Genomic DNA, 12,718 nt, shown 5'->3' on the forward strand with positions numbered 1-12,718 from the left:
GCTCATGGCTGGCCGATGGAGCTAGGCCAGCGGAAGGTGGCGATGCTCTTGGCCGGAAGCGTGTAGCCGAAACGCCGGTCTTGCTGGCGTACCGAAAAGCTGCGCTCCCTGGAGTTGGTGTTGACAACTATCAGCACCACCGAGCCGTCGTCGGTATTCTGGAAGGCGACGTTGTCCAGGCCATCGCCGGTCGCAGTGGAAGCGATGCGGTAGGCATCGCGGCGTACGAAGCGGCTGGCGTGGGCGAGCGCGTAATAACCGTTGTTGCGGCTGACACGGCCTGTCGCCGAATCGATGGTCACCACTCCGATGCAGGTATCGCAGCCGCCCGCGTGCGGACCGCCGCGTTCGTCCAGGGCCAGGTTCCAGAACAATACGCCGCGTGCCCAGTCGCGAGTGGCTTGCACGATCAGCTGCTTCGCCTGCAGAGGCAGGCCGCCGCTACGCACCGGTTCCCAGGTGCCGTCGGAACATTCGGTCATGTAGACGTCCTTGTCCGGGAACGCCGCATGCACGCTGGACTGCGCGGCCGGATCGCCGCCATAGCAATGCCAAGCCACTGCGGCTACGTAGGGGCCCGCGGCGGGATCTGACAATACGGCGGTCGGTTCCTGAGGCTTGTCCCAGTTGTGGTCCCAGTCGAAGATCAAAGGACCCTTGCCGCGTGCGGCGATCAATGGCCCCAGGTGGTCGCCGATCAGTCGTGCACGCGCGGGTGCGTTGAGACGCATGCCCGGATAATCGGCGGGCTCGAAATCGGGTTCGTTCTGCACCGTCAGGGCGAAGACGGGAATGCCCTCTGCCGCGTAGGCGTCGACGTATTCGAGCAGGTAACGCGCGAAGGCGTCGTAGTATTCGGGACGAAGGCCGCCCTTGATCAGGCTGCCGCTGTCCTTCATCCAGACGGGCGCGCTCCACGGCGAGGCCATCACCTGCAGCCGCGGATTGACCGCAAGTGCCTGGCGCGTCACCGGCACCACGTCGGACAGATTGGGGCCGATACTGAAATGCCGCAGCTGTGGATCGGGCCTGCCGTCGGGAGGATCGTCCAGACTGTAGTGGTACCGCGAGAAATCCGATGCGCCGATGGTCAGACGGGTGAACTCCAGGCCGATGCCGTCCGCCGAGCGCCCGAACAGTTCCTGCAGCAGTGCTGTCCGTTGAGCGGAGCTCATCTTGTGCTGGATCAGCCAGGCGGAAGAGTCGGTGATGGAGGCGCCGAAGCCGAGCATGCGCTGGTACCGCTGGTCGGAGTCCACTTCGATCTCGGCAGGCGCGTCCGCCGATTCCATATGTTCCGCACGCACTTCCACGGGCCGCAGCGCCCAGCGGTGGTCCGAAGTGGTGACCCAGGCTTGAACTTCCGCGGCGCCGCTCGAGATGCGTGAATCCGGAATTCGGGGTTGGCTGGCGCAGGCGGCATTGATCAGCGCCAGCGAAAGGAGCAACAAAACCGGCCCGGATCCTGTATTGCGGCTACGGTGCGAAACGTTCATCGATTCTCCCGCGTGATGCGTTGTGTAACGTTACATGTGCGCGCGCGTGCATGGTGCGTCGCAACGAATAGATAGCGCTATCACTATTGGAACGCCCGCTGCAGCGAGGTCTGCGCGCACAACGCCGCGCCATACTTAACCGATTGTTGACAAGCGCTTTCGCCGATTATATGACAGCGCTGTCAGCTATGGCGGGAGAGGCCTAATGATTCTTGCAAGAGAAAATACGACGATGACTTCCGGCGTGCGCCAAACGGGCCCGCGCAAACGAATCCTGGTTACCGCCTGTTGCCTGGGACTGTTCGCTGCGCAATGGGCGCAGGCGCAGGAACAGCAGGCGACGACGACTGCCACAGAGAGCTCTGCGCAGGAGCAGGACGTCAATACGCTCGATGCGGTGGTGGTGACCGGCATCCGGCAGAGTATCGCCAAGTCGGTGGAAACCAAGAACGAATCCAACTCGATAGTGGAAGCCATTTCCGCCGAAGACATCGGCAAGCTTCCGGATCTGAGCATCGCCGATTCCATTTCCCGATTGCCTGGTCTGGCCACGCAGCGCGTGGACGGACGTTCGCAGGTGATCAACATCCGCGGCATGTCGGAGCAATTCGCCGGAACGCTGTTGAACGGACGCGAGCAGGTCAGCACCGGCGATAGCCGTGGCGTGGAATTCGACCAATATCCTGCCGAATTGATCAACGCGGTCACCGTTTACAAGACGCCCGATGCGGCATTGATCGGGCAGGGTCTGTCGGGCACCGTGGACCTGCAAACCATCCGTCCGCTGGATTTTGGTGAACGTCGTATCGTGTTCAGCGGCCATGGCGAGAAGAACTCGCTGGGCGAGGTCAGCGCCGACGGCGACGACAAGGGTTATCGTGCCAGCGCGTCCTATGTGGATCAGTTCGCCGACAACACCGTTGGCGTTGCCCTCGGCATCGCCCGGATCAGCTCGCCGTTTCAAGAAGAGCACTACAAGGCCTGGTGGTGGGCGGACCTGGATGCGGTGGACTGGGGCGATCCGCCGCAGGCCGGGCGTCCGGCCAACGCGATCGCTTTGCAGGGTTCGGAAGGCTGGGTGAAATCGCGAGACCTTACCCGCGACGGTGTGATGGGCGTGCTGGAATTCAAACCCAACGAAACCTATCACGGCATCCTGGACCTGTATTACTCCAAGTTCGATCAGGATGAGGTGATGCACGGGACCATGTGGAGCAATGATCCCTGGTTCGTCGGCGAGAACGGCGCGGGCGTCACCTACAGCAACGCCACCACCACAACCATCGACGGCCACCAGGTGGTCACTGGCGGCACACTCAACAACGTGCAACCGATCGTACGCAACGACAGCAACACGCGCGAAGACAAACTGTACTCGGCCGGTTGGTCCAACACCTTCAAATGGGACAAGTACACGTTGGGCGCCGACTTGAGTTATTCGCGCGCCGAGCGCAACCAGTCGGTGCTGGAACTGTATGCAGGACGATTGGACGGCCAAAGCATCGATTTCAACCTGGGCGCTGGCCCTGGCTTCAATCAGTATTCGTTGCCAGACATGGCCGATCCCAACGCGGTGTATCTCTGGGATCCGCAGCACTACGGCCACGACGGTCGCCTGGAGGACTCGCGCCAGGAAGACACCATCAAGGCATTCCGGCTGGCACTCAACCGCACCGTCGATTCGGATTTCCTGCGCAGTTACGACGTGGGTGTGAACTTCAACAAGCGCACCAAGGAAAAGGTGGCCACGGTCTACTTCGCCGATCTGCCCAATGGCCGCGCACCACAGCTGGTGGATCCTTCGGACTTGAACTCTCCGACGTCGTTGGGATTCGTCGGCATGGGTGATGTGCTGAGCTTCAATCCGCGACGACTGCTTAACGAGTACTACGACGTCTATGTCAGCGAAAGCAACGACGACCTGCGCAAGGACTTCACCGTCGAGGAAGACGTGAAGACGTTCTACTTCCGCGCTAACCTGGATATGGACCTCACCGACCGCATCCGCTTGCGCGGCAACGCCGGCGTGCAGTACATCCGCACGGATCAGGAATCAACTGGCTTCAACGCCGCCTCGACGCTGAGTTCGCAGACCCTGGGCACCAGCTACGGCGACATCCTGCCCAGCTTGAATCTGGTCGCCGATTTCGGCGACGGCTGGATGCTCCGTTTCGGCGCAGCCAAGACTTTGATGCGCCCGCCGATCAACTACCTGAGCGCGGACAGCAGCGCGGGCGTCAGCACTACCGCGCCCTTCGTATGGTCCGGTAGCGGCGGCAACCCGACGCTTGAGCCGTACCGTGCCCGCGCCTTCGACCTCTCTTTCGAGAAGTATTTCGGCGAAGGCAACTACGTGGGACTGGCTCTTTTCTACAAGGAGCTGGAAACTTACATCTACCGCCAGAACTTCCCGAATTGGGACTTCAGCGAGTACACACCGGACCCCAATGGCCCTGTACCGGTATCCAACTTCGGCAACTTCAGCACCTGGGCCAACGGTACCGGCGGACTCATGCGCGGTGTCGAGTTGAGTACGGCGCTTTCGGGTAACACCTTCCATCCGGCTCTGGACGGCTTCGGTGCTCAGCTCAATGTGTCCTACACCGAGTCCTCCATTGATCCAGATCCGAACGACAGCAGTCTGGGCACCGACACCATCCCCGGCCTGTCCAAGATCGTGGCCAATGCGACGGTGTACTATGAGAAGCACGGATTCTCGGCACGCTTGAGCCAGCGCTATCGCGACCGCTACCGTGGTGAGTACAGCGCTTTGTTCGGCCAGCGCCAGTATCGCTTCACGCTGAGCGAGCGCACGCTGGATCTGCAATTGAACTACGACTTCCCGGAAAGCAGCCCGCTCAGCGGACTATCGGTGCTGTTGCAGGCCAACAACCTGACCAACGAACCATTCCGCACAGAGGTCAGCGAATCGACAGGTACCGGGTTGTTCTTCCCGGAGGAGTACACCGAGTACGGTCGTCAGTATCTGATCGGATTCCGCTACAAGCTGTAATCGGCCGCCTGCAGCTCGCCCGCAGACATTCGCTGTCTGCAGGCGAGCTGCCGTGAAGGACCTCCGGCAGCGCGACCCTTGAACGCAGCGGTAGATCCGCCATTTCAGTATGAAGACGACAAAATCGCAGCCCTGCGCGCCTTGCTCAACGAATCCAGCGCTTTGCGATACGACCATTGCACCAGTTCGCACAGATAGTCGTCCGGCACGCTAGCCACATCCACTATCGTGATCCAGCGGAAGCGGGCCAGCCAGCGTGCGGGCTTGATGCCGGGGACATCGGTCAGCTCCAGGAAGCGATCCGGCGAAACCTTGATGCTGAAACGCCATTGCTCGGGCTGGCTGGTCTTGAAATGGGCGAAGCGTTTTCCGCCCACGCTGTAGACCAGGATGTTGGCGGGCGCGTCATGCAGTTGCGAGGCGGCGCCGGGAAGCTGCGCGCAGAACTCTTTCAATTGCTTCGTGTCCATAAGAAAGGAAGCCGGAGTAAGGGATACGTAATCAGTATGGCTTTCCCCGAACGACATCGCTTGCCTGGCCGAAGGCGTTGCGGTCCTCCGCAATAGGGCGTCGATTGACTCAAGCTACTGTCTTTTCCGGTCCGTTGGGAGCCGTTTCATGTCGCTGAAGCGTGGTTTTTCGCTCGCGCTACGTTCGTTGCTGGCAATGGGATCGGCCTTGGCCGTGTTGCCGCTGGTCAATCTGGCCGGCGGCGCACTGGCCGATTCGACGGGATTTCCCGCGGGTGGTGAAGCCAGGTTGGCCTGGGATCTGGGCTGGGTCTTCATCGCCGGTTCGCTGGCGGCATGGGTGGTGGCGACGCTGGCCCCGCGCGCGGCGCGCGCATGCGGCAGTGCTCTTCGCGCTGATGCTCGTCATAGACGTACTGGCCGTGGTGTGGGTTGGCGACGACTGGCCGCATTGGTTCAACGCCGGAGTTCTGATCGCTTTGCCGTTGCAGGTGGGGCTTGGTGCGTGGTGGGCGCTGCGTGGCGGAAAGCGCACGTAGAATCGCTGCCTTCACCTCCCTTGGTTGCCTCTGAAACGCACCGTCAACCCCTTGAGGAAGTTGCGGAGTATCTGGTCGCCGCAGGGGCGGTAGTGCTTGTGGTCGGCCTGGCGGAACAGAGCGGTAAGTTCCGGCTTGGTCAGCGGGAAACCCGCCATCGCGAACACCTCATGCATGTCCACATCCTTCAGCTGGAACGCGACACGCAGCTTCTTCAGCACCACATTGTTGGTGATGCGCGTTTCCACGGGACGCGGCGGCAGGCTTTCGTCCCGCCCGCGGTAGTAGAACACCAGTCCATCGAGGAAATGCGCGAGCACGCGGTCGCTGCAGGCGACGAACCCGTCTTCCTCCTCCTTCTTAAGCAGCGCGTGCACGTGCGCCTTCTCGATGGGGAAATCCGCATCGGCCAACTGGATGATCTCGGCCACCTTGCCATCGCCGAGGTCCAGCATGTAGCGGATGCTGCGCATCACATCGTTGTTGATCATGTCCGTCCTGTGGGCCGCCCGGGCTACCCAGGCAGCGTACAGTTTACCGTCGGCCGCAGGACGGTGCAGGCGGCGATTTCCTCAGACGCAGCCGGCGGCCTCGGTGCACTTCAATCGGGAGGCCTCTTCCTTGAGCAGTTTCTCGTCGGCTTCTTTCCGTGCGCGGATCTCGGTGGGCGTGCGGCAGACGCGGGTGACGTAATTGCTCCCGGTCCTGGCCTCCTGCGTGCAGACCAGGCGTTCGCCCTGGTTGTTGCTGATGGTCGCCTCGATCCGCGCCATCAATCTACGGACTTCGGCCTGATCGGCGGTCGCCAGTTGCGAAGTATCGGTCCTGCCTTCCAGCAGCTTCTCCAGTTTTTCCTGATCGGACAGAACGGATTTCTGCGCATCGCGCGGCAGTTTCGCGTAGCGATCCCGTTTGGCCTTCATGTCGGCGCGGATCGTCTGTTGCTGGGCAAGGATGTCTGCGGTCCGCGTCGGCGCATCGGCCGACTTGGCGACAAGGGAGATGGTCAGCAGGGCGGTGCAAGCCAACGCGTACAGTCGGTGGGTCGTCATATCGTTCTTGTCCGGGGTCGTCTTTTCGAACGTATCCGATCGGAGCAGCCGCTCCAATAGGCGAACGGCAAGCGGACAATTTGTGCAAAACAAAGCTTTTTGGGGCTGCCCGCAAAAGCTATAGTCGCTGCCGGGTCTTTCCGGAGGGAAGATGAAGTGAGCGCCCGCGCTACCGTCTCCGAACCGATCGTCTCCCGCCTGCGCGCGATCTGCCTGGAATTTCCAGAAGCCTGCGAAGAGCAGGCCTGGGTGGGCACGCGCTGGATGATCCGAAAGAAGAATTTCGCCCATGTGCTGGTGATCGATTCGGGCTGGCCGCCGGCCTATGCGCGCGCCGCGAAATCCGAAGGGCCCATGACCGTGCTGACGTTCCGCTCCAGCGCAAGACTCGAAGCGCCTCGGTTTTCCAAGCCGCCCTTCTTTAAGCCAGTGTGGTGGCCGGATATCGCCGGCGTGGCGATCGATGCGGAAACAGATTGGGACGAAGTGTCCGACCTCCTTGCCGCAAGCTATTGCCTGCTGGCGCCGAAGAAACTGGCCGCGCAGGTCGGCTGAGCCAGTTTCGGTACTGTTGCCGTGCGCGTGGATCCGCCGCTGCCACGGAAGGTAGCTTGGAAAGGGATGGCTTGAATCGGACGGAAGCCTTGGTCAGGATGCGCCTAATAGCCAGGAGACCGGAATGGATCGGAAAAGGCCACAGCTTCCATGCGCCGCAATGCTGCACACTGGCTTCACATCGCATAAGTCGCTGAAGACCGGCGCTGCGATTTCCGCACTCTCGGTCCTGTTCCTGCTCGGCGCATGTTCGCCTGCTGCCGACGCTCCCGCGACGTCCGCCGTTGCGCCCCCCTCTGCGGCGGACGCCGCAAAGCCCAACCCGGCGCAGACCGCGGCGCGCATGCAGGAGTGCCGTACCAAACTCGAAGCCGGCATCCCGTCGGGAATGGTGATCAATGCCTCCGCCGACAACGGCCGTCCGATACTCTGGGTCGGGCCCGAATGGGAAAAGAGCGCACGACAGGCAAAGGAATCGCTTGCGCGCGACACGGCCTGCTTCTTCCTGTCCGGCGACGAATCCAGGACGCTCAAGTTCTCGATCTACGACCAGGCCACGGACAGAGAGGTCGCGGTATGGGACCGCTCCCGATTGATCGAATGGTGATCGCATTGTCCACGGCGATCCGTACGCAATCGAACGATGGACGGAGAACTACCCCCGCAGCGCAGCTTGTATAGCCGGTGAGACCTATGCACACTCCGGCACAGATCGCTCCGACTACGAGGTATTCCATGCTGCGTTGCCTGCTGGTGCTCTTGTCCGCTTTCGTTCTGGCCGCTCCCGCGCTTGCCGCAAAAGCTCCGCCTTACACCTATCTACGCGTCGGCAATGCCGCCGATGTAGCGCCGGCCACTACTCCCGGCGTGGTGCTGATGGGCGGAGGGACCGACGTCGATCAGGCTTTCCAATGGCTGTGCGGTCTGGGCGGCAACGGCGACTTCCTGGTGATCCGCGCCACCGGCACCGATGCCTACAACCCTTATGTGCGCGATCTGTGTCCGAATGCCAACTCGGTCGCCACGCTGATCATTCCCAGCGCTGCGGCCGCCAATCTGCCGGCGGTGGCGGCGATCATCGCCCAGGCCGAAGTGGTGTGGATCGCAGGCGGCGACCAGTCCAACTACATCGGCTTCTGGAAGAACACCCCGGTGCAGTCCACGCTCAACGCGCGCATCGCCCAAGGCGTGCCGGTGGGTGGAACAAGCGCCGGACTCAACGTGCTGACCCAGTTCGTCTACACCGCACAGGCCAGTCAGGGCGTGACCAGCAGCCAGGCCGTGGCCGATCCATTCAACCGCTACATGACTTTCGATCGCGACTTCGCTGGCGTGCCGTCGCTGCAGGGCGTGATCGGAGATCCGCACTTCGCCGCGCGCGACCGCATGGGTCGCGACATCGCCTTCCTGTGCCGGGTGGCGGCCTACGGCTGGAGCGCCGCGCCGCGCGGCATCGCCGTGGACGAAATGACCGCGCTGCTGGTGGCCAATGGCGGCTACGCCAGCGTGGTGGGTTCGGGGAAGGTCTATTTCCTGCAGGCGCCGGGAATGCCGCAGGTTTGCGCAGCCAAGCAACCGCTGACTTACCGCAATATCGGCGTCGCGCGCATTGCCGCCGGCGACGGTTTCGATCTCTCCAACTGGATGCCGGTGGGCGGGACGACGTATATGGTGTCCGTCGAAGCCGGCGTGCTGGGTTCCTCCCAGGCGGGCGGCTCTCCTTATTGAGGCTCTCCTTATTGATGAATTGATAAGGAGGAGCGGCTGGGCAGGTGTGGCGCTTGCTTAACCGCGTCCGTGGGCGATGAACGGATAACGATTCCGTAAGGTCCGATTCACCCGATGGCGCCGACACTTGCCTCACTTTCACAAGGAGGGACGAGTGATGAAGACATTGAAGAAGATAGGCTTGGCTGCCGCTCTGGCGGTGGGACTGGGTATCGGCGCAGCGGCGTCCGCGCAGACCGTGGGCTACAACATCCGCACCGGCGATGTATGGGTGGACACGCGCCTGGGCGAAATCAACGACTACGGCCGGCGCTACCGCGATCCGTTCGTGGGCGAGATGACCGGCTATTACGGCGCGCCGCGCAGCCTGATCGTCGAGTTGCTCGATAATCGTCGCTGGGCACCTGCAGACGTTTATTACGCCTGCGCATTGGCCCATTCGCTGGGCGTTCCTTGCGTAAACGTAGTGCGCGAGTACGACCGCAATCCCGGCCTGGGCTGGGGCAACGTGGCCAAGCACTACGGCATCAAGCCGGGTTCGCCGGCTTTCCACGCCTTGAAGCGCGGCACGGCCTCCACCTACGGGCGCTGGGGCTACCCGGTCGCCGTCGACCGCCCCGTGCATGTCGACTGGTCCAAGCATGGTCCCGGCAAGTCGCAGGGCAAGGGCAACGCTCCGCGTCCTGCCGCCGATCATGGGCAGGGAAAGTCCGGTCATGACAGCGGCGATCATGGCGGCAAGGGCAAAGGCAAGGGTAAGGACCAAGGCAACGGAAGCGGCAAGGAAAAAGGCAACGGCAAGGGCAAGTAATCCGCTCGGTGCGATTGCAGGTACGAAGGACGGCGGCCGCAAGGCCGCCGTCCTTGTTTTGCGATTCTTCGGAAGCCAGGCGCCGCGCTGCTGCGTCGCAGTACATACGAATTCATTTCCCGCCGGCGGCTCCGGCTTGTAGCCTCGCCGCATCCCGCGAATGCATCCGCCATTCGACGGCCCTCGGGAATTCCGTATGCAAGCAGCCCGCATGCAAGCAGTCCGTATGAAAGCAGCCCGCATGAAAGCAGCGGTCGCATTGTGTTTCGGCCTGATGCTCAGCGCGTCGGCGTCCGCACGCGACGTCGCCATCGATCGCCTGGAACCCGCCAGCTGGTGGGTGGGAATGAAGCATTCACGCATCGAACTGATAGTGCACGGCGACGCGATCGGACCATTGAAGCCCCGGTTGTCGCGGCCTGGCGTGAGCGTGGTCGACGTGCAGCGGGTGGACAACCCCAACTATCTGTTCGTCAGCCTGGAGATCGCGGACAGCGCCAGTCCAGGTACGTTCGATATCCAGTTCCTCGACGGCGACCGTGTGGCGGCGCGCCATCCGTTCCGCCTGGACGCGCGCGAGCCGGGGTCGGCGGCGCGCAAGGGCTTCGACACTTCGGATGCCATCTATCTGATCACCCCGGACCGCTTCGCCAATGGCGATCCCGGCAACGACACGCTCGCAACCATGCGCGAGCCAGCCGATCGCGCTTCTCCCAACGGACGCCATGGCGGGGATATCGCGGGCATCGCGAAAAGCATCGACTACATCGCAGGGATGGGCTTCACCCAGCTCTGGCCGACGCCGCTGCTGGAAAACGACCAGCCTAAATTCTCCTATCACGGCTACGCCATCACCGACCTGTACCGCGTCGACCCGCGCTTCGGCAGCAACGAGGACTACCGTGCGCTATCCCGCAGCGCGCGGGCCAAAGGCGTGGGCCTGATCATGGATGTGGTGCTGAACCACATCGGCTCCAACCACTGGTGGATGCGCGACCTGCCCACGCCGGACTGGATCAACCACGGCGGCAAGTTCGCGCCCACCAATCACCGCCGCACCACGGTGCAGGATCCGCATGCGGCACCGCAAGACCGCGCGGACTTCGTGGAAGGCTGGTTCTCGCCCGGGATGCCCGACCTCAACCAGCGCAATCCGCATCTGGCCACCTACCTGATCCAGAACAGCCTGTGGTGGATCGAATACGCCGGCCTGTCCGGTATCCGCGAGGACACTTTCGGTTATGCCGATGCGCAATTCCTCAGCGCATGGGGCAAGGCGGTGCTCGACGAGTATCCGGATTTCAGCATGGTCGGCGAGGAGTGGAGCGCCAACCCCGCCACGGTCGCGCACTGGCAACGCAGCAAGCTCAATCCGGACGGCCACGTTCCGTATATGCCCAGCATGATGGATTTCCCTGTCCACACTGCATTGCGCGATGCTTTGAACGAACCGGAGGGCGCGGACACGGGCTGGATACGGCTGTACGAGGCATTGGCCAACGATTACCTGTATCCGGACGCGGACCGTTTGGTCGTATTCGCCGAGAACCACGACACCACGCGCCTGCTCGCCAACGTGAAGGGAGACGTGGCTCTGTTCAAGATCGCGATGGCCTATCTGGCCACGGTGCGGGGCACGCCGCAGTTCTTCTATGGTTCGGAAATACTGATGGAGGGGCCGCGCGAACGCGAGGACGGAAAGATCCGCGCGGACATGCCGGGCGGTTGGGTGGGCGATGCGAAGAACGCCTTCACCGGCGCCGGTCTGTCGGCGGCCGAGCGCGACGCGCAGGACTACCTGCAGCGGCTGCTTCGCTGGCGCAGGAATACCCCGGTAGTGCAGCACGGCAAACTGCAGCATTTCGCACCGGCCGATGGCGTGTACGTCTACTTCCGCTACGACGGCAACGACACGGTGATGGTGGCTTTGAACCGGAATGCCACCTCCAAGCCGCTGGCGCTGGAACGCTTCGGCCGGTTCGTCAAGGCCGGCAGCAAGGGCCGCGACGTGATAAGCGGCAAAACCGTTGCGCTGGGGACGATGCTGGAACTGGCCGGCAACGCGGCGACGATCATCAGCATCGAATAGACCGCATCCGCTGCCTTGCTCTAAGAAGGGCTGCCCCGCGCTAAGGCCCGCCGGGCTGGGCAGGATCGTTTGGCTGCGGGCCATCGGGATCCACGCCCGGATCGGGCGGGGGAGGGAACACCGGATCGCTGGGCTGCCAAGGTGGCGTGTCGCGCGCGGGATTCGGTGATTCGCCAGGCTTTGGAGCAGGGGGCTGGAAAGGTCCGCCGGGATTGGGATTGTGCTGGTTCAAGCCGTTCTCCTTGCATTGCTGCGGCAACCGCTGCCGCATCGCCAACATGCGCGGGCCGACGCTTGCCTTGCGTGAAAAACGCGGGTGCGCTTTTTCGCCTGGACGCAACTTCAGACAGTTTTGTCGATGCCGCAAACCAGGCTGATTCGGGCGATCGATTCGCTTTCTTCACGACAATGCCGCCCGGCTGTCTTTTCAAGCCGCTAGCCCGGAGGCCGGATCCTGCGCTTCAATGGGTCCTGTCCGCTCCGGCCGGCCGATTCCAGTACCCGAATCGCCCGTTTCGTCGCGCCATCCCGCGTCCCGTCGCCGCCGCCGCCAAGACCGGCAAAGTGCCGACTATTCTCGCCGGCACTCCACACGGGCCGGGTGCCGCCATGAGCATTACCGACTTCCTGTTCTCTCTGCATAAGCTGCTCGCCTGGTTGTTCGCATTGCTGACGGTCCTGCTGCCCCAGCATCTTCTGGGCCCGTTGCCCGCTACGGACACTCCAGCGGCGGTGCCTGCTGCGGCGACAACAACGCAGCTTTGCGTGCAGACTCCTGCGCCGCCGCGCAAGCTGGCCCGTGCGGTACTGCCGCCATCGAATACCGATGAAGCCGGCACAGCCGCAAACGCGTCCGATGGCTCCGAGCCAAGGTCTGCACCACGGACAAAACAGTGAGGGCGGCTTTGCGCAGCCGCCTGTTCCGGACCGCAAAAAAAAGGAATGCGCCGGTATCGCTTCGCAGC

Annotated in this window: 12 protein-coding genes; 8 read left to right on the forward strand and 4 right to left on the reverse strand. The window is 62.7% G+C overall.

Annotation, left to right across the window (positions count from 1 at the left end; genetic code table 11):
- Positions 1 to 2: 2 nt before the first annotated feature.
- Positions 3 to 1,496 carry a glycoside hydrolase family 30 protein gene (locus BLR66_RS11560; RefSeq protein WP_255402479.1) on the reverse strand — a complete coding sequence of 498 codons (1,494 nt, stop codon included), beginning with the start codon at positions 1,494 to 1,496 and terminating at the stop codon, positions 3 to 5.
- Between the two features lie 205 nt (positions 1,497 to 1,701).
- On the opposite strand from BLR66_RS11560, the gene BLR66_RS11565 reads away from it, so the two are divergent.
- On the forward strand, positions 1,702 to 4,509 hold the full coding sequence (locus tag BLR66_RS11565; RefSeq protein ID WP_093286263.1) for a TonB-dependent receptor: 2,808 nt from the start codon (positions 1,702 to 1,704) through the stop codon (positions 4,507 to 4,509).
- A gap of 104 nt (positions 4,510 to 4,613) precedes the next feature.
- Here BLR66_RS11565 and BLR66_RS11570 read toward each other — a convergent pair whose 3' ends face one another.
- On the reverse strand, positions 4,614 to 4,979 hold the full coding sequence (locus BLR66_RS11570) for an MmcQ/YjbR family DNA-binding protein (protein WP_093286266.1): 366 nt from the start codon (positions 4,977 to 4,979) through the stop codon (positions 4,614 to 4,616).
- Between the two features lie 398 nt (positions 4,980 to 5,377).
- On the opposite strand from BLR66_RS11570, the gene BLR66_RS19230 reads away from it, so the two are divergent.
- Positions 5,378 to 5,518: a hypothetical protein gene (locus BLR66_RS19230; RefSeq protein WP_176943854.1), complete on the forward strand. Its 141-nt coding sequence runs from the start codon at positions 5,378 to 5,380 to the stop codon at positions 5,516 to 5,518.
- Between the two features lie 11 nt (positions 5,519 to 5,529).
- Here BLR66_RS19230 and BLR66_RS11575 read toward each other — a convergent pair whose 3' ends face one another.
- The gene (locus tag BLR66_RS11575) at positions 5,530 to 6,009 is read right to left on the reverse strand and encodes a YehS family protein (protein WP_093286269.1); all 480 of its coding nucleotides are present in this window, start codon (positions 6,007 to 6,009) and stop codon (positions 5,530 to 5,532) included.
- 81 nt (positions 6,010 to 6,090) lie between these two features.
- Positions 6,091 to 6,570 (reverse strand): hypothetical protein, encoded by a 480-nt coding sequence (locus tag BLR66_RS11580; protein WP_093286272.1) that lies wholly within the window; start codon positions 6,568 to 6,570, stop codon positions 6,091 to 6,093.
- Positions 6,571 to 6,726: 156 nt separating this feature from the next.
- Between BLR66_RS11580 and BLR66_RS11585 the strand changes: the two genes are divergently transcribed.
- The 6 genes from BLR66_RS11585 (at position 6,727) to BLR66_RS18940 (ending at position 12,650) form a co-directional block, all read left to right on the forward strand.
- A complete protein-coding gene (locus BLR66_RS11585; RefSeq protein WP_093286275.1) occupies positions 6,727 to 7,125 on the forward strand; it encodes a hypothetical protein in 399 nt (132 codons plus the stop codon).
- A gap of 124 nt (positions 7,126 to 7,249) precedes the next feature.
- Positions 7,250 to 7,732 carry a hypothetical protein gene (locus BLR66_RS11590; protein ID WP_143014629.1) on the forward strand — a complete coding sequence of 161 codons (483 nt, stop codon included), beginning with the start codon at positions 7,250 to 7,252 and terminating at the stop codon, positions 7,730 to 7,732.
- A 128-nt stretch (positions 7,733 to 7,860) separates the two neighbouring features.
- The gene (locus BLR66_RS11595; protein WP_176943855.1) at positions 7,861 to 8,853 is read left to right on the forward strand and encodes a cyanophycinase; all 993 of its coding nucleotides are present in this window, start codon (positions 7,861 to 7,863) and stop codon (positions 8,851 to 8,853) included.
- 157 nt (positions 8,854 to 9,010) lie between these two features.
- The gene (locus tag BLR66_RS11600) at positions 9,011 to 9,664 is read left to right on the forward strand and encodes a hypothetical protein (protein WP_093286284.1); all 654 of its coding nucleotides are present in this window, start codon (positions 9,011 to 9,013) and stop codon (positions 9,662 to 9,664) included.
- A 241-nt stretch (positions 9,665 to 9,905) separates the two neighbouring features.
- A complete protein-coding gene (locus BLR66_RS11605; protein ID WP_093287814.1) occupies positions 9,906 to 11,753 on the forward strand; it encodes a glycoside hydrolase family 13 protein in 1,848 nt (615 codons plus the stop codon).
- Positions 11,754 to 12,056: 303 nt separating this feature from the next.
- Positions 12,057 to 12,650, forward strand: a complete 594-nt coding sequence (locus BLR66_RS18940; protein WP_143014631.1) for a hypothetical protein — start codon at positions 12,057 to 12,059, stop codon at positions 12,648 to 12,650.
- Positions 12,651 to 12,718: the final 68 nt, after the last annotated feature.

This window comes from Pseudoxanthomonas sp. CF125 (genome assembly GCF_900104085.1).
GTDB lineage: Bacteria > Pseudomonadota > Gammaproteobacteria > Xanthomonadales > Xanthomonadaceae > Pseudoxanthomonas_A.